This window comes from Modestobacter sp. VKM Ac-2984 (genome assembly GCF_026967985.1).
In the GTDB taxonomy this organism is placed as follows: Bacteria; Actinomycetota; Actinomycetes; order Mycobacteriales; family Geodermatophilaceae; genus Modestobacter.
Genome location: NZ_JAPVBJ010000004.1, coordinates 118,170 through 139,487, shown reverse-complemented (window position 1 = coordinate 139,487; position 21,318 = coordinate 118,170). Strand labels below are relative to the sequence as shown.

General features: G+C 74.7%; 25 protein-coding genes. 11 read left to right on the top strand and 14 right to left on the bottom strand.

Going from position 1 to position 21,318, the window contains the following annotated elements:
• Positions 1–73: 73 nt before the first annotated feature.
• The gene (gene rsrA, locus O2W16_RS10445; RefSeq protein ID WP_269158761.1) at positions 74–457 is read right to left on the bottom strand and encodes a mycothiol system anti-sigma-R factor; all 384 of its coding nucleotides are present in this window, start codon (positions 455–457) and stop codon (positions 74–76) included.
• Complete coding sequence (locus tag O2W16_RS10440) at positions 454–1,146, bottom strand: sigma-70 family RNA polymerase sigma factor (RefSeq protein WP_269158760.1); 693 nt, start codon at positions 1,144–1,146, stop codon at positions 454–456. The genes rsrA and O2W16_RS10440 overlap by 4 nt, the downstream gene beginning before the upstream one ends.
• Before the next feature lie 232 nt (positions 1,147–1,378).
• Here O2W16_RS10440 and ybaK point away from each other — a divergent pair, with 232 nt between their 5' ends.
• The gene (gene ybaK / locus O2W16_RS10435) at positions 1,379–1,858 is read left to right on the top strand and encodes a Cys-tRNA(Pro) deacylase (RefSeq protein ID WP_269158759.1); all 480 of its coding nucleotides are present in this window, start codon (positions 1,379–1,381) and stop codon (positions 1,856–1,858) included.
• A 3-nt stretch (positions 1,859–1,861) separates the two neighbouring features.
• On the opposite strand, the gene O2W16_RS10430 is transcribed toward ybaK, so the two are convergent.
• Entirely contained in the window at positions 1,862–3,415 is a 1,554-nt protein-coding gene (locus O2W16_RS10430) for a fused MFS/spermidine synthase (RefSeq protein ID WP_269158758.1), read from the bottom strand.
• Positions 3,416–3,435: 20 nt separating this feature from the next.
• Positions 3,436–4,182, bottom strand: a complete 747-nt coding sequence (locus O2W16_RS10425) for an SOS response-associated peptidase (RefSeq protein ID WP_269158757.1) — start codon at positions 4,180–4,182, stop codon at positions 3,436–3,438.
• Between the two features lie 142 nt (positions 4,183–4,324).
• Here O2W16_RS10425 and O2W16_RS10420 point away from each other — a divergent pair, with 142 nt between their 5' ends.
• The 4 genes from O2W16_RS10420 to rsgA are packed head-to-tail and all read left to right on the top strand — an operon-like array spanning position 4,325 to position 8,604.
• Positions 4,325–5,794 carry an NAD-dependent succinate-semialdehyde dehydrogenase gene (locus O2W16_RS10420; protein WP_269158756.1) on the top strand — a complete coding sequence of 490 codons (1,470 nt, stop codon included), beginning with the start codon at positions 4,325–4,327 and terminating at the stop codon, positions 5,792–5,794.
• Between the two features lie 55 nt (positions 5,795–5,849).
• Positions 5,850–6,305 (top strand): YdeI/OmpD-associated family protein, encoded by a 456-nt coding sequence (locus O2W16_RS10415; RefSeq protein ID WP_269158755.1) that lies wholly within the window; start codon positions 5,850–5,852, stop codon positions 6,303–6,305.
• Positions 6,302–7,591, top strand: coding sequence for a 3-phosphoshikimate 1-carboxyvinyltransferase (gene aroA, locus O2W16_RS10410; protein WP_269158754.1), 1,290 nt, complete (start codon positions 6,302–6,304; stop codon positions 7,589–7,591). The genes O2W16_RS10415 and aroA overlap by 4 nt, the downstream gene beginning before the upstream one ends.
• Positions 7,588–8,604 (top strand): ribosome small subunit-dependent GTPase A, encoded by a 1,017-nt coding sequence (gene rsgA, locus O2W16_RS10405; RefSeq protein WP_269158753.1) that lies wholly within the window; start codon positions 7,588–7,590, stop codon positions 8,602–8,604. The genes aroA and rsgA overlap by 4 nt, the downstream gene beginning before the upstream one ends.
• Positions 8,605–8,688: 84 nt before the next feature.
• Here the strand turns inward: rsgA and O2W16_RS10400 are convergent, their stop codons facing one another.
• Together O2W16_RS10400 and O2W16_RS10395 are read right to left on the bottom strand one after the other, a co-directional pair.
• The gene (locus tag O2W16_RS10400) at positions 8,689–9,420 is read right to left on the bottom strand and encodes a peptidase E (RefSeq protein WP_269158752.1); all 732 of its coding nucleotides are present in this window, start codon (positions 9,418–9,420) and stop codon (positions 8,689–8,691) included.
• A gap of 2 nt (positions 9,421–9,422) precedes the next feature.
• Entirely contained in the window at positions 9,423–9,959 is a 537-nt protein-coding gene (locus O2W16_RS10395; protein WP_269158751.1) for a DUF2087 domain-containing protein, read from the bottom strand.
• 52 nt (positions 9,960–10,011) lie between these two features.
• Here O2W16_RS10395 and O2W16_RS10390 point away from each other — a divergent pair, with 52 nt between their 5' ends.
• Positions 10,012–10,194 (top strand): DUF2795 domain-containing protein, encoded by a 183-nt coding sequence (locus O2W16_RS10390; protein WP_166755145.1) that lies wholly within the window; start codon positions 10,012–10,014, stop codon positions 10,192–10,194.
• Between the two features lie 61 nt (positions 10,195–10,255).
• A complete protein-coding gene (gene hisN, locus O2W16_RS10385) occupies positions 10,256–11,059 on the top strand; it encodes a histidinol-phosphatase (protein ID WP_269158750.1) in 804 nt (267 codons plus the stop codon).
• Between the two features lie 39 nt (positions 11,060–11,098).
• Here the strand turns inward: hisN and O2W16_RS10380 are convergent, their stop codons facing one another.
• The 3 genes from O2W16_RS10380 to O2W16_RS10370 form a co-directional block, all read right to left on the bottom strand.
• Positions 11,099–11,284: a hypothetical protein gene (locus O2W16_RS10380; protein ID WP_269158749.1), complete on the bottom strand. Its 186-nt coding sequence runs from the start codon at positions 11,282–11,284 to the stop codon at positions 11,099–11,101.
• Between the two features lie 101 nt (positions 11,285–11,385).
• On the bottom strand, positions 11,386–12,774 hold the full coding sequence (locus O2W16_RS10375) for an FGGY family carbohydrate kinase (RefSeq protein ID WP_269158748.1): 1,389 nt from the start codon (positions 12,772–12,774) through the stop codon (positions 11,386–11,388).
• 88 nt (positions 12,775–12,862) lie between these two features.
• Entirely contained in the window at positions 12,863–13,564 is a 702-nt protein-coding gene (locus tag O2W16_RS10370) for a GAF and ANTAR domain-containing protein (RefSeq protein ID WP_269158747.1), read from the bottom strand.
• 354 nt (positions 13,565–13,918) lie between these two features.
• Here O2W16_RS10370 and O2W16_RS10365 point away from each other — a divergent pair, with 354 nt between their 5' ends.
• A complete protein-coding gene (locus O2W16_RS10365) occupies positions 13,919–15,325 on the top strand; it encodes a cystathionine beta-synthase (RefSeq protein WP_269158746.1) in 1,407 nt (468 codons plus the stop codon).
• Entirely contained in the window at positions 15,322–16,467 is a 1,146-nt protein-coding gene (locus tag O2W16_RS10360) for a cystathionine gamma-synthase (protein WP_269158745.1), read from the top strand. Before O2W16_RS10365 ends, O2W16_RS10360 begins: the two co-directional genes overlap by 4 nt.
• A gap of 70 nt (positions 16,468–16,537) precedes the next feature.
• Here the strand turns inward: O2W16_RS10360 and map are convergent, their stop codons facing one another.
• Positions 16,538–17,095, bottom strand: coding sequence for a type I methionyl aminopeptidase (gene map / locus O2W16_RS10355; protein WP_269158744.1), 558 nt, complete (start codon positions 17,093–17,095; stop codon positions 16,538–16,540).
• A 258-nt stretch (positions 17,096–17,353) separates the two neighbouring features.
• On the opposite strand from map, the gene O2W16_RS10350 reads away from it, so the two are divergent.
• Both O2W16_RS10350 and O2W16_RS10345 read left to right on the top strand, forming a co-directional pair.
• The gene (locus tag O2W16_RS10350; RefSeq protein ID WP_269158743.1) at positions 17,354–17,617 is read left to right on the top strand and encodes a helix-turn-helix domain-containing protein; all 264 of its coding nucleotides are present in this window, start codon (positions 17,354–17,356) and stop codon (positions 17,615–17,617) included.
• A 71-nt stretch (positions 17,618–17,688) separates the two neighbouring features.
• Positions 17,689–18,552: a glycosyltransferase family 2 protein gene (locus O2W16_RS10345; protein ID WP_269158742.1), complete on the top strand. Its 864-nt coding sequence runs from the start codon at positions 17,689–17,691 to the stop codon at positions 18,550–18,552.
• A gap of 4 nt (positions 18,553–18,556) precedes the next feature.
• Here the strand turns inward: O2W16_RS10345 and O2W16_RS10340 are convergent, their stop codons facing one another.
• From O2W16_RS10340 to O2W16_RS10325, 4 genes are all read right to left on the bottom strand, one after another.
• Entirely contained in the window at positions 18,557–18,745 is a 189-nt protein-coding gene (locus O2W16_RS10340; RefSeq protein WP_269158741.1) for a ferredoxin, read from the bottom strand.
• Positions 18,742–20,016, bottom strand: a complete 1,275-nt coding sequence (locus O2W16_RS10335) for a cytochrome P450 (protein ID WP_269158740.1) — start codon at positions 20,014–20,016, stop codon at positions 18,742–18,744. Before O2W16_RS10335 ends, O2W16_RS10340 begins: the two co-directional genes overlap by 4 nt.
• A 72-nt stretch (positions 20,017–20,088) precedes the next feature.
• Positions 20,089–20,961 carry a polysaccharide pyruvyl transferase family protein gene (locus tag O2W16_RS10330; protein WP_269158739.1) on the bottom strand — a complete coding sequence of 291 codons (873 nt, stop codon included), beginning with the start codon at positions 20,959–20,961 and terminating at the stop codon, positions 20,089–20,091.
• 42 nt (positions 20,962–21,003) lie between these two features.
• On the bottom strand, positions 21,004–21,291 hold the full coding sequence (locus tag O2W16_RS10325; protein WP_269158738.1) for a GNAT family N-acetyltransferase: 288 nt from the start codon (positions 21,289–21,291) through the stop codon (positions 21,004–21,006).
• Between the last annotated feature and the right edge of the window lie 27 nt (positions 21,292–21,318).

Here is a 21,318-nt window from a genome sequence, read left to right as displayed (position 1 = left end):
ACCCCCTTGCCCCCCACCACTCGCAGGCTCGCGGTGGGTCCCTGCAAGGGGGCCGGAGAGCGCTCCGCCGCCGTCAGGCGGTGGGGCGCTCCCCCGGCGACTGCTCGCCGTACAGGTGCGTGGTCGTCGACTCGATGCTGGCCTTCTCCACGCGCACCTGGGTGCCGTCCTCCTCGAAGGAGACGGTGGTCAGCTGCACCTTGATCCGGTCCCGCAGGCCCATCGGCGTGGGGTCACCGCCACAGCGGCGGCGCACCAGCGCCTTGAACTCCTGCTCGATGCCGAACTGGCGCAGGCACGGCGAACAGTCCTCGAGGTGCTCGGCGATGACCGCCCGCCGGGCGTCGTCGGTCTCGTGGTCGAGGAACTCGAAGACGTGCGAGAGCACGTCGTCGCAGGACGCGACGTCGTCACCGTGGAGGTCGTGCCGGGCGCCGTCGTGAGCGTCGGTGCTCATGAGCGCGTCGCCTCCTCAGCAGCGCCGGCCGCGACGAAGCCGCGTTCCCGGGCGTAGTCGGCCAGCAGCTTCTGCAGGCCGCGCCGACCGCGGTGCAGGCGGGACATCACCGTGCCGATGGGCGTGCCCATTATCTCGGCGATCTCCTTGTAGGCGAACCCCTCGACGTCGGCGAGGTAGACCGCCAGCCGGAAGTCCTCCGGCAGCTGCTGCAGCGCGTCCTTGATGTCGGTGTCGGGGAGGTGGTCCAGCGCCTCCATCTCCGCGGAGCGCAGGCCGCTGGAGGTGTGCTCCTCGGCGGCGTAGAGCTGCCAGTCCTGCACCTGTTCGGTGGGGTACTGCTGCGGCTGCCGCTGCTTCTTGCGGTAGCTGTTGATGTAGGTGTTCGTCAGGATCCGGTACAGCCACGCCTTGAGGTTGGTGCCCTCGGCGAACTGGTGGAAGGCGGAGTACGCCTTGACGAACGTCTCCTGCACCAGGTCCTCGGCGTCGGCGGGGTTGCGGGTCATCCGCAGCGCCGCCGGGTACAGCTGGCCCAGGTAGGGCAGGGCGTCGCGCTCGAAGCGGGCGTCGCGCTGGGCCCGGGTCTCGGCGAGCTCGGCACGACTGCCGTCGGCGCGCGCCTCCGGCGTCTCATCGGGCTTCCCCGTCTCGACGACGGGGCTGTCGCTCGCGGGCTGCTCGGGCACCGACCGTCCTCTCTGCGGCGCCCGGGAACGGGCGACCACGTCGCTCGATCCTAGCCGGGTGCGGCCGGGGTGGCCGGGGGGACGGCGGGCGGGCGCGGAACCGCGCGCGATGCGCGCCGGGGCGCCCGGGACTGTGCTGCTCACGGTCGGTGCAACGGCTCGCACCCGGGCTCGATTCCCTGCGGGGGAAACCGCTCCCGACGCCGGTGGGTCCGGCCTAGGCTGCTGCGCCGTGGCGGCGACACCGGCGGTGCGGACCCTGGACCAGGCGCGGGCCGACTACTCCCTGCACGAGTACGACCCGGCCGACGGCGCGGACGGGCACGGCTACGGCGAGGTGGCGGTGGCCGCCCTGGGCGCCGATCCGGCCCAGGTGTTCAAGACCCTGGTCACCCGGGTCGACGGTGCGCTCACCGTCGCCGTCGTGCCGGTCAGCGGCCAGCTGGACCTCAAGGCGCTGGCCGCCGCCGCCGGCGGCCGGAAGGCCACCATGGCCGACCCGGCCGACGCCGAGCGGAGCAGCGGCTACGTGCGGGGCGGGATCAGCCCGCTGGGCCAGCGGAAGGCGCTGCCGACCGTGGTCGACGACAGCGCGCTGGCCTTCCCGACGGTGCTGGTCAGTGCAGGGCGGCGCGGGCTGCAGGTGGAGCTGTCACCGGCGGACCTGGTGCGGCTGACCCGGGCGCGGACCGCCGGGATCACCCGCAGCTGACGTTCAGCCGTAGGGCGTCAGCAGCTGGTCGACCGGCGCGAAGTCGTCGGTGAGGACGCCGGCGTCCCCGATGAACCGGTCGAGCTCGGGCCCCTCGGCCACCTGCCAGGCCAGCCCGCGCTCCTCCAGTGCGGCAGCGATCTCCGTCGCCGGCAGCGGGCGCTGCGAGGCGACCGCGACCACGTTCCCGCCGGCCTCGCCGGCCAGCACCGGCGCCCGGGCCAGCAGCAGCACGTGGTCGAAGACCTGCCGCATCGTCGCCAGCTCCGCGCGCACGAAGGACAGCGGCGGGTGGTCGATGAGGTTGACCGCGTAGACGCCGTCCTCGGTCAGGGCGTCGTCGACCAGGCGCAGCGCCTCCACGGTGGTCAGCTGCCACGGCACCGACAGCCCGCCGAAGGCGTCACCGACGACGAGGTCCCGCTCCCCGGCGGTCTCCGCCCCGAGCCCGACCCGGGCGTCGCCGACCTGGACCTCCAGCTCGTCGGAGGTCTCCAGCCCCAGCTCCTGCTCGTCGATCGCCACGACGCCGGGGTCGACCTCCAGGACGAGGCTCTGCGTGCCCGGCCGCACCTCGGCCAGGTAGCGGGGCAGGGTCAGCCCACCGCCCCCGACGTGCAGCGCGGACAGCGGTTCGCCCGCCGGTGCCAGCGCGTCGGTGACCGAGGCGATCGCCTGGACGTACTCGAACTCCAGGTACGTCGGGTCGGCCAGGTCGACGTAGGAGTGCCGCAGGGTGTCCAGCACCAGCACCCGGCCGGTGTCGCGCGCCGGGTCGGTGACCACCCGGGCGCAGTGGTAGGCGGTCTCCCGCTCGCAGGGCGTCGGCGCCACCGCGGCCAGCACCGGGGCGGCCACGGCCAGGGCCAGCAGCCCGACCGGGAGCCGGCCGGCCACCCCGGGGGTCCGGCGGCGCAGCAGCACGGCCAGCGCCACCCCGACGACGACGACGAGCAGCCCGGTGCCGACCAGGATCACGCTGCTGGGCAGGACCGCGACCAGCAGGAACCCGGTGGCGAACGTCGCCACGATGCCCCCGATCGTGCCGATGCCCGACAGCCGGCCGACGACCGAACCGGTCCGGGCCAGGTCGCCCAGCTGGAGCGCGACCACCATCGGCGGGACGGCGGAGAGCAACGCGGCCGGGACGACGACGGCGACCGCGGCCAGCAGCAGCACGTTCCCGGCTGCGGCGCCGGTGAGCAGCTCCCCGGCGAACCGGACCAGCGGCAGCACCGCCACCACCAGGGCCCCGCCGGCGACCATCAGCGGCGCGATCAGCCGCCGCGGGTCGGTGCGGTCGGCGGCGGCCCCACCGGCCCAGGCGCCGATCGCGATCGCCGCCAGCGCGAACCCGATGATCGCGGTGCTTGTCTGCAGCGTGATGCCGACGTAGGGGGCGATCAGCCGCAGGCCGACGACCTCCATCACGAGCACCGCCCCGGAGGACAGGAAGGTCACGCCCGCGGCGATCCAGTCGGGCAGCGCCCGGGAGGGGACCTGGACGTGCTCGGGGTCGGTCGACGCGGTGGTCGGGTGCGGGTCCAGCGGGCTCACCTCGGGGTTCGGGGGGGCGGTCAGAACAGGGCAGGTTGGTCGGCGGGCTCGCTGACCGACTCCACCCGCGCGGTGAGCTGCGCCCCGTTGTGGGCCACGTTGCCCACGGCCGCGCCGACCGGGCGGATCTCCAGTCGCTCGACGAGCTCCGGAGGCGTCGGGCCGGCGACCTCGGTGACGTCCTCGCGGGCCGGGTCCAGCCACTCCGCCCAGCGGTCGGGCGGCAGCACCAGCGGCATCCGGGGGTGCACCTCGGCGAGGGCACCGACGGCGGGTGCGGTGACCACGGTGCAGGTGTACAGCCGGTCCTCCCCCCGGCCCCACACCTCCCAGAGCCCGGCGAAGGCCAGCCCGGACCCGTCCTGCGGGGTCACGTAGTACGGCTGCTTGCCGGGGCGGTCCTGCCGGGGCGCCCACTCGTACCAGCCGTCGGCCGGGACGAGGCAGCGCCGGCTCGCCGCCGCGGTGCGGAACGCGGGCTTCTCGGCCAGCGACTCGACCCGGGCGTTCAGCATCCGGTTGCCGACGGAGACGTCCTTGGCCCAGGAGGGCACCAGGCCCCAGCGCACGACCCGGAGCTCGCGGTGCCCGCCGCCGGTGAGCGCCCCCTCGGCGTCCCGCTCCTTCTTGTGCCGCACCACGTACACGTCCTTGGTGGGGGCGACGTTGTGGTCGGCCGGCAGCGGGGCCTGCCCCTCGGCCGGGACCGCCTCGAACTCCAGCGCGAGGTCCTCAGGACGGCGGCTGGCGGCGTACCGACCACACATGACGGGCTCCTCCCGGACGACGACGTCCCCGAGCGTAGGTGCGGGCACCGACGACCCGCCGTGCGTCGCCGGCGCGGAGAGGGGTAGGACGGAGGACGCAGACCCGACGCACCGCGACGAAGCACGACGGAGGGCACAACACGTGACGACCACCCAGGCTCCCTCGACCGAGCAGCCGAAGACCGCCAGCGACGCAGGCGCACGCCCGTACGCGACGGTGAACCCCTACACCGGGAAGACGGAGAAGGAGTTCCCCTTCCTGGAGACCGACGCCATCGACGGCGTGGTCTCCCAGGCCCACACCGCCTTCGGTGAGTGGCGCCGCCGGTCGGTGGAGGAGCGCGCCGCCGTCGTCGGCCGGGCCGCCGAGCTGATGCGCGAGCGGCAGGACGAGCTCGCCGCCCTGATCACCCGGGAGATGGGCAAGCGGATCCAGGAGGCCGCCGGTGAGGTCCAGCTGGCCGCCAGCATCCTCGAGTACTACGCCACCAACGGCCCGCGGTTCCTGGAGCCGAAGCCGATCGACGTGATGGGCGGCGGCGAGGCCGAGGTGGTGAACGAGCCGATCGGCGTCCTGCTGGCGATCGAGCCGTGGAACTACCCGCTGTACCAGGTGGTGCGGGTGGCCGGCCCCAACCTGACCCTGGGCAACACCATCCTGCTCAAGCACGCGGAGAACAACCCGCAGTGCGCCCTCGCCCTGGAGCAGCTGTTCCGGGACGCCGGGGCCCCCGAGGGCGTCTACACCAACCTGTTCCTGCGGATCGCCGACGTCGAGCAGGTCATCGCCGACCGGCGGGTGCAGGGCGTGACGCTCACCGGCAGCGAGCGGGCCGGGGCGAGCGTGGCCCAGCTGGCCGGCAAGCACCTGAAGAAGTCGGTGCTGGAGCTGGGCGGCAGCGACCCGTTCATCGTGCTGGACGCCCCGGACCTCGGCCGCACGGTCAAGGCCGCGACCATGGCCCGGATGGCCAACACCGGCCAGGCCTGCATCGCCGCCAAGCGGATCATCGTGCTCGACGAGGTCTACGACGACGTCGTCGCCGGCCTGCAGCAGGCCTTCGGCAGCTTCGCCCCCGGCGACCCGGCCGACCCGGCCACGACGCTGGGCCCGTTGTCGACCGAGCGGGCCGCGCAGGACCTCGCCGCGCAGATCCAGGACGCCGTGGACAAGGGCGCCACCGTGCTCGCCGGCGGCAGCCGCCCCGAGCACGACGGTGCGTTCGTCCAGGCGACGCTGCTGGCCGACGTCACCCCGGAGATGCGGGCCTACCACGAGGAGCTCTTCGGGCCGGCCGCCGTCGTCTACCGGGCGAAGGACGCCGACGAGGCCGTCGCGCTGGCCAACGACAGCGACTTCGGGCTCTCCGCGGCCGTCTACAGCGGCGACACCGAGCGGGCCCGCGAGGTGGCCGACCGGCTGGAGTCCGGGATGGTCTGGATCAACCAGCCGTCGGGCTCCTCCCCCGAGCTGCCCTTCGGCGGGGTGAAGCGGTCCGGCTACGGGCGCGAGCTCTCCGAGCTGGGCATGTTCGAGTTCGCCAACCGCCGGCTGGTGCGCACGATGCCGCCGAAGAAGCAGGCGGCACCGGCCCAGCACGTCGGCGGCTGAACCCCCGCTCCGGGCACTGTCGCGGCAGTGCCCGGAGCTGCCATCCTCCTGGCCCATGAGGTTCACGACCACGGTCGAGCTGCACGGCAGGACGGCCACCGGCATGCCCGTGCCGCCGGAGGTGGTCGAGGCGCTCGGCGGCGGGCGGAAGCCGGCGGTGTCGGTCACCGTCGGCGGGCACAGCTACCGGACGTCGATCGCCAGCAGGGGTGGACGCTTCCTCATCCCGCTCAGCGCGGAGCGTCGCTCCGCGGCCGGGGTCGCCGCCGGCGACCAGGTCGAGGTGGACGTCGTGCTGGACACCGAGCCGCGCGAGGTCGACGTCCCGCTCGAACTGGCGGCAGCACTGGACGCCGAGCCGGCTGCCCGGCAGCGCTTCGAGTCCCTCTCCCACAGCGCCCGGCTCCGACACGTGCTCGCCGTCGAGGGCGCGAAGGCGGAGGCGACCCGGCAGCGTCGGGTCGCGGCCATCGTCTCGGCGCTGGCCGAGGAGGCCGGCAGGGCAGGATGAGCGGCATGACCGAGGTCTGGACGACGCCCGCCCGCCGCACCCCGGTGGACGCCGTGGTGACCCTGCCCGGGTCCAAGTCGATCACCGCCCGTGCCCTCGTGCTGGCCGCGATCGCCGACGGGCCCAGCCGGCTGGTGCGCCCGCTGCGCGCCCGCGACACCGACCTGATGGCCGCCGGGCTGCGGGCGATCGGCGTCGGCATCGACTCCGACGGTGCGGACTGGCTGGTCACGCCCGGGTCCCTGCGAGGGCCGGCCGAGGTGGACGCCGGGCTGGCCGGCACAGTGCTCCGCTTCCTGCCGCCGGTGGCCGCGCTGGCCGCCGGGCCGGTCCGGCTGGACGGCGACGCCCGGCTGCGCGACCGGCCCAACGCCGGCCTGATCGCCGGCCTCCGGGACCTCGGCGTCCGGGTCGACGACGACGGCCGCGGCCGGGCCCCGTTCACCGTGCACGGCACCGGCGCGGTGCGTGGCGGTGCGGTCACCGTCGACGCCAGTGAGTCCAGTCAGGTGGTGTCCGGGCTGTTGCTGGCCGCGGCCCGCTTCGACCGCGGCATCGAGCTGACCCTCGCCGGGAGCCTGCCGTCGCTGCCGCACGTGGAGATGACCGTCCGGACGCTCGCCGAGCACGGGGTGCAGGTGAGCCGGACCGACGGCGGGTGGCGCGTCGCCCCGGGCCCGGTCGCGGCGCTGGACCGCGTCGTCGAGCCCGACCTGTCCAACGCGGCGCCCTTCCTGGCCGCCGCCCTCGTCACCGGTGGCCGGGTGACCGTGCGCGACTGGCCGACCGACACCACCCAGCCCGGCGCCCAGCTCGACACGCTGTTCACCGCGATGGGCGCCGCGGTGACCCGCACCCCCGCCGGGCTCCAGGTGAGCGGGGGCGCCCGGATCGCCCCTCTCGAGGCCGACCTGGGTGAGGTGGGTGAGCTGACCCCGGTGCTGGCCGCACTGTGCGCCCTGGCCGACGGGCCCTCCCGGCTCACCGGCATCGCCCACCTGCGCGGCCACGAGACCGACCGGCTGCAGGCGCTGGACGAGGTGCTCAGCGCCGTCGGCGCCCGCGTGGAGCAGCTGCCCGACGGGCTGGTCATCACCCCCGGGCGACCCCGCCCGGCCCGGCTGGACTCCTACGCCGACCACCGGATGGTGCACGCGGCGGCGGTGCTCGGCCTGGCGGTCGACGGCATCGAGGTCACCGACCCGGGGGCGGTGACCAAGACGCTGCCGGACTTCCGGGAACGCTGGGCCGGTCTGCTCGGCGAGGACGCCGGGGTGCCCGCGTGAGCCGGAAGATGGACAGCCGGTCCGACGAGGACGACGTCCGCGTCCGGGCCTCACGGCACGGCTCCCGTCCGCGCACCCGCACCCGCCCCACGCACGAGGAGGCCGTGCCCGGGCTGGTGATCGCGGTGGACCGCGGCCGGATGACCGTCCGGGTCGAGGGCCCCGGGGGCACCCCCGTCGACGTCACCTCGATGCGCGCCCGCGAGCTCGGCAAGCACGGCGTCGTCGTCGGGGACCGGGTGCGGCTGGTGGGCGACACCTCCGGACGCACCGACAGCCTGGCCCGGATCGTGACGATCGCCGACCGGGTCACCTCGCTGCGCCGCACCGCCGACGACACCGACCCCACCGAGCGGATCGTGGTGGCCAACGCCGACCAGCTCGTCGTCGTCACCTCGATCGCCGACCCCGAGCCGGCGCTCGGCTTCCTGGACCGATGCCTGGTCGCCGCCTACGCCGGGGGGCTGTCGCCACTGCTGGTGCTGACCAAGTCCGACCTGGCCAGCCCGCAGCCACTGCTGGACCGGTACGCCGGACTGGAGGTCGACGCGGTCCCGATGTCCCGCGAGGCGCCGCTCGATGAGCTGGTGACCCGGCTGCGGGACCAGATGAGCGTGCTGGTCGGCCAGTCCGGGGTCGGCAAGTCGACGCTGTTCAACCGGCTGATCCCGGGCGCCTTCCGGGCCATCGGCGACGTGAGCAAGATCGGCAAGGGCAGGCACACGTCCTCCTCGGCGGTGCTGCTGGACCTGCCCGGGGGCGGCACCCTGATCGACACCCCGGGCATCCGCTCCTTCGGGCTGGCGCACGTGACCCCGCAGGACGTGCTGGCCGCCTTCGACGACCTCGCCGAGGCCGCGGTCGACTGCCCGCCCGGCTGCGGGCACACCGCCGAGGACCCGGAGTGCGCCCTGGACCCCTGGGCCGCCGGGGGCACCCCCGCCGCGCGGGAGCGGCTGGCCAGCTTCCGCCGGCTGATCACCGCCGTCGGCCACGTCACCCCCGGCCACTGAGGAAGGACCCCGTCCTCCTCATCCCTCGCGAGCTCGGGACGAGCCTCGGGACGGGGCCGTCGGGAAGGGGCGGGACCTCGCGGGTCAGATCTCGCGGGGGGTGATCGCGCGCTCGGTCCAGCCGCCGCGGTCGTCCGGGTCGACCCGCCACGCCCGGGCCCCGGGCCGCACCGTGACCGCCTCGGCGAGCTCGGAGCCCACGTAGTGCAGCCCCACGCCGTCCTCGGTCGCGTAGCCGGCGGGCAAGGTCCCGGCGGCGACCAGCCGGCGGTAGGTCTCCCGGCGCGGCTGGTCGGTCAGGTCGTCGTGCACGCCGTTGCTGTACGGCAGGAACCCGAGCCCCTCGGTGAACGGGTCGAGCCGGTCGGACCACGAGTCCGTGGGCCCGCCCACGTGCCAGCACAGGCTGCCCGCGCTCGGCCCGGCGAGCACCACCCCGGCCTCCCAGCACTCGCGCAGCACCGTGTGCAGCCCGTGCGCCCGCCAGACCGCCATCAGATTCACCACGCTGCCGCCCTCGACCAGCACGACGTCCTGGGTGAGCAGGTGGCTGCGCACGTCGGGGACGCTGGGCTGCGGGAACAGCCGCAGCACGCTCAGGACGACGTCGTCCCGGCCCCCGAACACCCGCTGGTAGGCCCCGACGGCGGCCGGGTCGTCGCCCACCGCGGTCGGGACGTAGCACAGCCGCACCGGCCCGCCGTCCGTGCGCCGGGCCGCACCCAGCGCCAGCACGTGCTCCAGGAGCGGCCGGTTGCCCCGCTCCCCCGGCCGCGGCTGGATCACTCCTGAGAACGCGAACACCTGCCGTCGCACCGTCACACCTCCACGTAACCGCCGCTGCGCCAGTAGACCCCTGACTCCCGGGTCAGCAGCGCCTCGTCCACCAGGTATCGGCGGAGCGCGGCCACATCCGGGTGCCAGGCGGCCAGCAGTGCGTTGACCTCCCGTTCCGGGTAGCGGACACCCGGCTCGAAGACGTGCACGAGGTGCTCGAGCACGACCCGGCGCTTGCTGTGCTGCGCGGGGACGGAGACCAGCCTGCCGTCCCGGACGAAGACGCGCAGCACGGCGTCCGCCCCGGGATCGGCGGACAGCTGCGGTGCCGGCGGAGCGGTGGCGGCCGCTGCCCGGGCCGCCTCCCCGAAACGCACGGTGTGCAGCGTGAGGGCGTGACCGTCGCGGTGCACCAGGCCGGCCCGGGCCAACCGCCGCGCGGCCAGGGCGACCTCCTTCAGGGACAGCCCCGACGTCCCGGCGACGTCCTCGATCGTGCCCGCACCGAGAGCCAGGGCGGCGACGACCTTCAGCCGCACCGGATCGGCCAACAGCCCGACGATGGTCCCGGCCTCCACACCACGACGGTATCCGTGCATCGCCGGCGGAGCTCCGGGTACCCAGCGGCCCATGGTGAGCCCGATCGACATCCAGAAGGCCCTGTCCGGCATGGACTACCCGGCGAAGAAGGACGACGTGGTGAAGCACGCGGAGTCCCAGGGAGGCAGCGAGGAGGTCCTCGACGCCCTCAAAGGGATCGACGACCAGGAGTACGACACCCCGGCGGCGGTCAGCAAGGCCGTCTTCAACTGAGCAGGACCCCCTCGCCCTCGGCGGGCGGGGCTCTGCGGACCCCGCCCGCTAGGTTCGGGCCATGACGGCTGGCCAGCGGGGATACAACGAGGACATGCGCCTGGCGCACGTACTGGCCGACCAGGCCGATGCGATCAGCCTGGACCGGTTCCGGGCGCAGGACCTGCGGGTCGACACCAAGCCCGACCTCACCCCGGTCACCGACGCCGACCACGCGGTCGAGGAGCAGCTGCGCAGCACGCTGGCCCGCGCCCGCACCCGGGACGCGGTGCTCGGCGAGGAGTTCGGCAGCACCGGCCGCGGTGACCGCCGGTGGGTGATCGACCCGATCGACGGCACCAAGAACTTCGTCCGTGGCGTCCCGGTGTGGGCCACCCTCGTCGCCCTGCTCGACGGCGACCTGCCGGTGGTCGGGCTGGTCTCGGCACCGGCACTGAACCGACGGTGGTGGGCCGCGGCGGGCACCGGCGCCTGGACCGGACGCCGGCTGGAGAACGCCACCCGCTGCACGGTCTCGCAGGTGGGCGCCCTGGCCGACGCGAGCCTGTCCTACTCCAGCCTCTCCGGCTGGGAGGAGCAGCGTCGGCTCGAGCCGTTCCTTGACCTGACACGTTCGGTATGGCGGACCCGTGCGTACGGCGACTTCTGGAGCTACATGATGGTCGCCGAGGGCGCCGTCGACGTCGCCTGCGAGCCCGAGGTGTCCCTGTGGGACCTCGCCGCCCTCGACGTCATCGTGCGCGAGGCCGGGGGCGCGTTCAGCGACCTGGCCGGCAACGCCGGGCCGGCCGGCGGCAGCGCGGTGGCCAGCAACGGCGTCCTGCACGCCGACGTGCTGACGGCGCTCGCCCCCCGGGGGGAGTGAGCGCCGCCGGCCTGGGTCGAACGGGTCAGTGCCTGCGGGTCAGTGTGTGGTGCCTGAGCCGGAGCCGCCGCGGCCGCCCTGCACCCGGCGCCGGACGTCCTCGATCTTCGCCCGGGTCTTCGGGTCGTTGGCCAGCTGCTGGGCCTTCTCCGTCGCCTGACGGACCACCTGCTTGCCCTTCGGGCTGTTCGCGAACTGCATGACCTTGTTCATCAGCGACGCCATGGTGCGCCCACCCCCTTGCACTCCTGCGGCTCCCGGTCGGGCCCGCTCGTCGACCACAACGGTGCCAGCAGCGCCGGCGTTCCGCGCGGGGCGACCGGGGGTCAGCGCCGGGCCGCGGCCCAGCGTTCGCGGACGGCGGCGAACGCCGCCGCCTCCCTCGGTCCGACGACCGGCCCGCCCGCCCGCCCGGGCTCCACGGCCAGGCCCACGCCGCGGGCGGCCAGCACCGCGGCACCGGCCGCCGATGCGCTCCGGACCTGCACGTGCTGCACCGGCCGGTCGAGCACGTCGGCGAGGAGCTGCTGCACCCCGGCGTCCCGCCCGCCCCCGCCGGTGAGCACGACCGGCCCACCGGCCTCCGGTCCGAGCAGGTCCAGCGCTGCCGCCACGGCGCACGCCACGCCCTCCAGCGCCGCGCGGGCGAGGTCGGCCCGGGTGGTGTCGGCCGACAGCCCCGTCCAGCCGCCGCGGTCGGCCGGCCCGGCCACGCCGCCCCGCTCACCGGTCAGGAACGGGGAGAACACCACGCCGCCCGCGCCCGGCCGGGTGGCGGCCAGGCTGGCGGTGAGGGCCGGCCAGTCCAGGCCCAGCACCTCGCGGACCCAGGTCCACGCGGTGCCGGCGTTCTGCAGCGCGGCCATGGCGTACCAGCCGCCCTCGACGTCGGCGTAGCAGTGCACGGCGGGGTCGGCAGCCGGCTGCGGCGACACCTGCGGCCGGATGACCTGGGCGCCCGAGCCGAGGTTGACCTGCACACCGGTGGTGGTGCCGGTGGCCAGCAGCGCGAGCGGGGTGTCGGCGCCACCGACCACCACCGGCACTCCCCCACCGAGCACGGGCGCGACCCCGACGACGGTCGTCCCCGGCAGGACGGCCGGGAGCAGGGCCGGGTCGGCGCTGGCGGCGGCGGTGGCCGCGGTCGACCAGCGGTCGCCGGGCACGTCCCACAGCAGCGTCGCCGACGCGTCGCTGCGGTCGGTGACGGCCGGGTCGGCGCCGGGCACGAGGGCGGCCCGGACGGCGTCCTTGGGCAGCAGCACCGTCGCCGCCCGGGCGACCAACTCCGGGTGCTGCACACCGAGCCAGGCCAGCAACGGCCCGGTCATCCCGGCGGCCAGGGGGTTGGCCAGCGCGGCGCGGTCGGGTCCGGAGAGCTCCCGCCAGCGCTGCAGCTCCCCGGTCGCACGCTGGTCCGGCCACAGCAGTGCCGGGGCCAGCGCCGCGCCGGCTCCGTCGACGAGCACAGCGCCGTGCATCTGGCCGGAGAACCCGAGGGCAGCCACCGGCCGGTCGCCGAGCGTCCCGGCCACCGCGGCGAGGGCGTCGTCCAGTGCCCGCAGCCAGACGGCGACATCCGTCTGCGCCCAGCCCGGCCGCGGGCGGTCGACCGCGTAGCCGACCTCGCTCTCCGCGACGACCGCGCCGTCGAGGTCCAGCGCGGCGAGCTTGAGCCCGCTGGTGCCGAGGTCGGCGCCGAGCACGACGGTCATCGGGCGCCCGGCACCGCGGCCGGCCGGGGCCGGGTCTGTCGCATGCCCTGATCCTGGCCCCGCCCCCGAGCAGGGCGCCAGCCGCCGGTCAGCTGCCGCGCAGCAGCCCGGTCGCGGCGAGCTCCTCGGCGATGTCGCGCAGCTTGACGTTGGTGCGCTGCGACGCGTGGGTGAGCAGCGTGAACGCCTGCTCGGGCGTGATCTTGTAGCGCTCCATCAGGATGCCCTTGGCCTGCTCGATCGCCGCGCGGGAGGCCATCGCCTGACGCATGTTGGCCACGTCGTTGGTGGCCCGGGCAGCGGCCTCGGCGTTGCCGACGGCGATCGCGACGAAGGCCGCCACCTCCTCGCCGATGGTCACGTCGGCCACGCCGAAGGCCCCGGGGTGGCGGGCGTAGTTGTTCAGCGCGCCGATGTTCGCGCCCTGGAAGGGCAGCGGGATCGACAGCGAGCTGAGCACCCCCAGCCCCGCGACCTGCTGTGCGTACTCGGGCCAGCGCTCCTCGTGGCGCATGTCCTCCACGAGGAAGACCTCCCCGGACCGCCCTGCGTCGACGCACGGGCCGTACCCGTACGCGTACTGCAGCTCGTCGGCGTCCATGGCGATCTGCCCGTCGAAGGCAGCGGTGAAGGGGCGGTCGTCACGGATGAGCGTGATCGAGGTGGCCTCGGCACCGGGGATCGCACGGTGGGAGATCTGGACGATCTCGGTCAACACCTCAGGCAGCTCCCGCCCCACGAGGACGACGCCCGCCAGCTCCTGGTGCAGTGCGCCCAGACTCTCGGTCATCGTCTCGGGGGTCCCTCTCCAGTGCGGCGGGTGAGCCGTGGGTTCGACGTCCGCCTGACCGGGGGGTGACGCCCCGGCGGACCGAGGGTATACGCCGTAAATCGACGGTCAGCGCGCCCGGGCAGAGGACCTGGTCGTCGTCGGTCACCGACGACGGGTTGGGTCCGGTGGTCGCCGGTGGACGGCTGCAGGACGTGCACCGCGGCCGGGACGCCGACCTCCACGAGGCGCTCTGCCGCCCGCTGCACGCGTACCACCTGCCGTACTGACGCGCGTTCGCGGCGTCTGGTGGGATGGTCGGGTACGCCGGTGCGCGTGATCCGCCGCCGGCCCACCCGCAGAGCAGGAGACCCCGTGCAGTACGCCGAGTCCGTCGTCGAGCTCATCGGCGACACCCCGCTGGTCCGGCTGAACTCCGTGACCTCCCACCTCGGCCCGGACGCACCGCTGGTGCTGGCCAAGGTCGAGTACGTCAACCCCGGCGGCTCGGTGAAGGACCGGATCGCGCTGCGGATGATCGAGGCAGCCGAGGCGGCCGGCGACCTCCGGCCGGGCGGCACCATCATCGAGCCCACCAGCGGCAACACCGGCATCGGGCTGGCGCTGGTGGCCCAGACCCGCGGCTACAAGTGCATCTTCGTCTGCCCGGACAAGGTGGGCCAGGAGAAGATCAACGTGCTGAGGGCCTACGGCGCCGAGGTGCACGTCTGCCCCACCGCCGTCGACCCGGCCGACCCGCGGTCCTACTACTCGGTCTCCGACCGGCTGGCCAAGGAGACCCCGGGCGGCTGGAAGGCCGACCAGTACGCCAACCCGAACAACCCGCGCTCGCACTACGAGACCACCGGGCCGGAGATCTGGACGCAGACCGAGGGGAAGATCACCCACTTCGTCACCGGGGCGGGCACCGGCGGCACCATCTCCGGCGTCGGCCGCTACCTCAAGGAGGCCAGCGAGGGCCGGGTCCAGGTCATCGGCGCCGACCCGGAGGGCTCGGTCTACTCCGGCGGCACCGGCCGGCCGTACCTGGTCGAGGGCGTCGGTGAGGACTTCTGGCCCGAGGCCTACGACAAGTCGATCGCCGACGAGATCGTCGCGGTCTCCGACGGCGACTCCTTCGCGATGACCCGGCGACTGGCCCGCGAGGAGGGCCTGCTGGTCGGCGGCTCCTGCGGGATGGCCGTGGTGGCGGCCCTGCGGGTGGCCGAGCGGCTGACGAAGGACGACGTCCTGGTGGTGCTGCTGCCCGACGGCGGCCGCGGCTACCTGAACAAGATCTTCAACGACGAGTGGATGGCCGACTACGGCTTCCTGGACGCCGGCGGCGGCGAGACCGTGGGCGAGCTGCTGGACGCGAAGTCCGGCAGCACCCCGACGCTGGTGCACACGCACCCGAACGAGACGGTGCGCGACGCGATCGACATCCTGCGCGAGTACGGGGTGAGCCAGCTGCCGGTCGTGAAGGCCGAACCGCCGGTGACCGCCGGTGAGGTGGTCGGCTCGGTCGCGGAGAAGACCCTGCTCGACGCGCTGTTCACCGGCCGGGCCACGCTGGCCGACCCGGTGGAGCGGCACATGTCCGCCCCGCTGCCGATCATCGGCTCCGGGGAGCCGGTCTCGGCCGCGGTCGGGGCCCTCGGCGACGCCGATGCGCTGCTGGTGCACGTGGACGGCAAGCCGGCCGGCGTCGTCACCCGGCAGGACGTGCTGGGCCACCTCGTCGGGCTCCCGGCTGCGGTCGCCCCTACGGTCGAGGCATGAGCAGCCCCGGCTTCAACACCCGCGCCATCCACGCCGGGCAGGAGCCCGACCCCGCCACCGGCGCGGTCATCCCGCCGCTGCACCTCACCACCACCTACAAGCAGGACGGCGTCGGCGGGCTCCGCGGCGGCTACGAGTACAGCCGCAGCGCCAACCCCACCCGGGACACCCTGCAGACGGCGCTGGCCGCGCTGGAGCAGGGCACCCGCGGACTGGCGTTCGCCTCCGGGCTCGCCGCGGAGGACACCCTGCTGCGCACCGTGTGCCGGCCGGGTGACTCGATCGTGCTCGGTGGCGACGCTTACGGCGGGACCTACCGGTTGATCTCGCGCGTGCTCGCCCCATGGGGCATCAGCCACCAGCCGGTCGACCTCAACGACCTGGACGCCGTCCGGGCCGCCGTCGCACCCGAGACCGCACGGGTGATCTGGTGCGAGACGCCGAGCAACCCGCTGCTCAACGTCTCCGACATCGCGGCGCTGGCCGAGATCGCGCACGCCTCGGGCACGCTGCTGGTCGTCGACAACACCTTCGCCAGCCCCTACCTGCAGCAGCCGCTGACGCTGGGCGCCGACGTCGTCGTGCACTCCACGACGAAGTACCTCGGCGGGCACTCCGACGTCGTCGGCGGGGCGCTGGTCGTCGCCGACACCGATCTCGGTGAGCGGCTGGCCTACCACCAGAACGCGATGGGCGGGGTGGCCGGCCCGTTCGACGCCTGGCTGGTGCTGCGCAGCCTGAAGACCCTCGGCGTCCGGATGGACCGGCACAGCGCCAACGCCGGCCGGATCGCCGAGTGGCTGCTCGCGCACCCGGCGGTCGGGGACGTGCTGTACCCGGGGCTGCCGCAGCACCGCAACCACGAGATCGCGGCGAAGCAGATGTCCGGCTTCGGCGGGATGGTCTCCTTCCGGCTGAAGGGCGGCGAGGAGGCCGCCCTGCGGGTCTGCGAGCGGACCACGCTGTTCACCCTGGCCGAGTCGCTGGGCGGCGTGGAGTCGCTGATCGAGCACCCGCACCGGATGACCCACGCCAGCGCCGCCGGCTCCCCGCTGGAGGTGCCCGCCGACCTGGTCCGCCTGTCGGTGGGCATCGAGGACCTCGACGACCTCCTCGCCGACCTGGACCACGCCCTCAGCTGAGGACGCTGCCGTTGGTCACCCAGCGTCGTCTCCCGCTCCGGGAGACCGCGCTGGGTGACCGACGACGCGCTCAGGCCGGGGCGGTCAGGATGCGGGGGCCGTCGGCGGTGACGGCCACGGTGTGCTCGACATGGGCGGCGCGGCTGCCGTCGGCGCTGCGCAGCGTCCAGCCGTCGGCGTCCACCCGGTAGTCGTCGCTGCCGCCGGCCAGGAACCACGGCTCGATCGCGATCACCAGGCCCGCCCGCAGCGGCAGCCCGCGCCCGGCCCGGCCCTCGTTGGGCACGTGCGGCGCCTCGTGCATGGTGCGCCCCACCCCGTGCCCGCCCTGGTCGGTGTTGATGCCGCAGCCACCGGCCCGGCCGACGGCGGCGATCGCCGCGGAGATGTCACCGACCCGGTTGCCGACCACCGCCGCGGCGATCCCGGCGGCCAGCGCCCGCTCGGTGGTCTCCACGAGCTCGAGGTCCTCCGGCCGGGGCCTGCCGATCGGGTAGGTGCGGGCCGCGTCGCCCACCCAGCCGTCGAGCGTGGCGCCGGCGTCGACGCTGAGCAGGTCGCCGTCCTCGAGCTGCTGGGCGGTGGGGATGCCGTGCAGCGCCACGTCGTTGACCGACAGGCAGACCACACCGGGGAACGGCGGGGTCTGTGGGCGAGGGCGCGTAGCCGAGGAACGGCGAGGTGGCGCCGGCGTCGGCGAGGACGTCGCGGGCGACCTGGTCGAGCTCGGTCAGCCGGACGCCGGGGGCCGCCGCAGCGTGGACGGCGGCGTGCATCTGCGCCACCACGGCTCCGGCTGCCCGCATCGCATCGATCTCGCCGGGGGTCCGTAGCTCGATCATGATGATCCTTCCGGTATTGGTATCCCGGTATTAGTATCACGGGCATGGTGCGCCCTCCGCTGACCCCCGCCGAGCGCGACCGCGGCCGCCGGCTGGGCGCCGTGCTGCGCGCCGCCCGCGGTACGCGCTCCCCCGGCGAGGTCGCCGCCGCCTCCGGCGTGAGCCTCGAGGCGCTGCGCAAGATCGAGTCCGGCCGGGTGCCCACCCCGGCGTTCTTCACCGTCGCCGCCCTCGCCCGCGCCGTCGACCTCCCGCTGGACGAGCTCGCCGGCGCGCTGGAGCACCCCAGCACCGCGCTCTCCGCCTGACCGCGGCCGGGTGACCCGCGCCTCAGCGCGACCAGCGGTGCGGGCGCCGCGCCGCGGGTAGGGGCCTCGTCGTGAGCGAGCTCCGGGTCAGCGTCGTCATCGCCACCAGGGACCGCCGGGCGTCCCTGCTGCGGTCCCTGGCCCGACTCGACGAGCCGGCCGGCCCGCCGGTGGTCGTGGTGGACAACGGCTCTGCGGACGGCACGGTGGCCGCGGTGCGCGCCACCCACCCACGGGTCGAGGTGCTGGCGCTGGCGGCCAACGCCGGCGCGGTCGCCCGCACCCACGGCGTACAGCGGGCCACCACCCCCTACGTGGCCTTCGCCGACGACGACTCGTGGTGGGAGCCGGGCGCGCTGGAGACGGCGGCCGACCTGCTGGACGCCCACCCGGACGTCGCCGTGGTCGTCGGCCGGGTGCGGATGGCCCGGGACGGCAGCGAGGACGCCGTCACCCGCAAGCACCGCGCCGCCGTCCTGGGCCGTTCCGCCGCCGGACCCGACGTGCTGAGCTTCCCGGCGTTCGCCGCCGTGGTCCGCCGAGACGCCCATCTGGCGGTGGGCGGCTTCTCCCCGCTGCTGTTCTTCGGCGGCGAGGAACACCTGCTGGCCCTGGACCTGGCGGCGGCCGGGTGGCAGCTGGTGTTCAGCGAGGACGTCGTCGCCTGGCACGACCCCGCCGGCCCGGACGCACCCAGCACGGCCCGGTGGGCGCTGCAGACCCGCAACGACGTGCTCGTCGACTGGCTGCGCCGCCCACTGCCGGTGGCGCTGGCCGCGACCGGCCGGCTGGCCCGGCGGGCGACGGCGGACGCAGCTGCCCGCCGGGCACTGGCCGGCGTGCTGCGCCGGCTGCCCGCGGCGGTGCGGCAGCGGCGGCCCGTGCCGGCCCGGCTGGAACAGCGGTTCGCCACCGCCCTGCGCCCGCTGGGGTGAGCAGTCAGTCCTCCTCGACCAGCGAGAGCGCCCCGGTCGGGCACGCGCGCACCGCGGTCTCCACCGCCGTGAGGTCGGTCGGCTCACCGACCTGCAGCCGGCCGGCGGTGTCCAGCTCGAAGACCTCCGGCGCCTCCAGCTCGCACACCCCCGCGCTCATGCAGACCTCGCGGTCGACCACCACCCGGGTCATCGCACCCCCGTCAGCCGCGCCGGCAGGCGCTTGAGCCCGTTGACGAACGAGGACTCCAGCCGGGCCGGTGGGCCGGTGACCTCCAGGTCGGGCAGCTGGTCGGCGAACGCCCGGAAGGCCACGCCGATCTCCCGCCGGGCCAGGTGCGCGCCCAGGCAGAAGTGCGGGCCGCGGGAGCCGAACCCGACGTGCGGGTTCGGGTCCCGGGAGAGGTCGAACCGGTGCGGGTCGGCGAAGACGGCGGGATCGCGGTTGGCCGCCCCGTAGAACAGCAGGAACTTCGACCCGGCCGGGAACGACTGCCCGGAGAGCTCGACGTCCTGGGTCGCCGTCCGCCGCATCCAGGTGATCGGGCTGGTCCAGCGCACGATCTCCTCCACCGCGGTGCGGGTGAGCCCGGGGTCGGCGGCCCACCGCTCCCGCTCCGCCGGGTGCTCCGAGAGGGCCAGCACGCCCTGGGAGATCGCGTTGCGGGTCGTCTCGTTGCCGGCGACCAGCAGCAGGATGAAGAACGAGGCGATCTCCTGGTGGGTCAGCCGCTCACCGTCGACCTCGGTGGTGACCAGGGCGGTGGTCAGGTCGTCGGCCGGGTGCGCGTGCCGCTCGGCGGCCAGCCGCGCCATCAGGCCGGCGAGCTCCTCCCCCGCCTTCAGGAAGGCGGTGACCATCTGTTCCTCGTCCTCGACGAGCTCCGGATCACCGCCGGAGAGGATGACGTTCGACTGCCGCAGCACCAGGGCCCGGTCGCCCTCCGGGACGCCCATCATGTCGCAGATGACCCGCAGCGGGATCGGTGCGGCCAGGTCGGCGACCACGTCGATGGTGCCGTCGCCGTCCTCGGCGGTGCGCCGGGCGCGGGCGACCACGTCGTCGGCCACGGCCTGCACGTTGCCCACGAGCTTCTCCAGCACCCGCGGCGTGAACGCCTTCGCCACGATCCGCCGGATCTTGCCGTGCCGGGGGTCGTCCATGCTGATCAGCGACCCGTAGAACTCGTTGAGGTCCGGGGGCATGTCGGCGATGGACACCGCCCCGGCCCCGGAGGAGAACAGCGCCGGCTGGCAGCTGATCGCCTCGACGTCGGCGTACCGGGTGACCGCGTGATACCCGGGCCCGGGCTCGATGTAGGGGACCACCGGCTCGGCGAAGAACGCGAACGGACGCTCGCGGCGCAGCTGGTCGTAGACCGCGTGTCGCTGCTCCGGCGGAGCACCCCAGAACCTCCGGTCGGACAGGTCGACGGCGTCCAGGTCCAGCGTCGGTGAGCTCACGGTCGGCCTCCAGGCGGACGGGGACAGCACCCCGACGCTAGCCCAGCCGTGACCGGAGTCACAGACCCGACCTCACCCGTCGGTGAGCTCCCGGAGGAACCACTCGCGCGCCGCCGCGTTGCCGGCCGCGCCCCGGCGCCGGGCCTCGGCGAGCTCCTCGGTCAGCGTGCCCGACAGGGCGTGCTCCAGCGCCGCGTCCAGGGCGTTGGCGGCCACCTGCTCGGCGGGCAGCACGACCGGCCAGCCGAGCACCGCGGCCTGCGCGGTGACCTTCGCCCCGCCGACGACGGCATCGCAGGCGACCACCGGGACGCCGTGCGCCAGACCGAGCACCAGGGCGTGCAGCCGCATGCTCACCACCACGTCCGCCCGGCGGACCAGCGCCTCCACCTGCAGCGGGAACCGCTCGTGCGGCTTCTCGTACAGGTCCATGGTCAGCTCGAACCAGGGGATCGCCCGGGCACCCAGCCAGCCCTCGATCGCGCCCCGCACCTGGGCGGCCCGGCTGCGGTCGCCGTACTCCTCCTGCGGCGGCGCGAAGGCGACGGCGACCACCGGGACGTCGGGGGTGGTGGTGCCGATCGCGAAGTCCGGCCGGGCGATGCCGGGGGCGTCCCGCTCCCAGACTCGGTGGAAGAGCCCACGCCCGGCCTCGGAGACCACCGAGACGTTCACCGCCCACCGCTGCGCGTCGGCGAAGGCCGCGGTCAGCTCCCGCAGCAACGGGGTGTCCGACAGTGGACCGCTGACGAAGACCAGGTGGGTGTAGTCGGCCGGGTCGACGTCGCGCCAGTTCGCGCCCCGCTGGAGGTAGGGCGCCCAGGCGACGTCGTGGTCGATGCCGGCCTCGGTGAGCCAGCCGACCACCGCATCGGCGCCCAGTTCGTCGCCGATGGTGGCGATCACCTCGTCGAAACTGAACCAACCGGTGACCAGGGCACGCATGTCCCCAGCCTCTCAGGCGCGCGCCGCGCGCCCGCAGCGGCCTCAGGCCTCGTCGGCGACCAGGTCCCGGTACTCGGGGTGGCGCTCGATCCAGCCCCGCACGAACGAGCACATCGGGACGACGGTGCCGCCCTTGCTCCGCACGTCGTCCAGGGCGGCGCGGACCAGGGTGCTGCCCAGCCCCGACTGCCCGGCGTCGCTGTCGACCTCGGTGTGGGTGAAGACCACCTGGTCGCCGCGGCGCTGGTAGGCGGCCTGGCCGAGCAGCTGGTCGCCGTCCCGGATCTCGTAGCGGCTGTCCTCGGGGGCGTCGGTGACGGTCGGCTCCATGCTCTGCGGAACCCCCGTCGCGGCCGG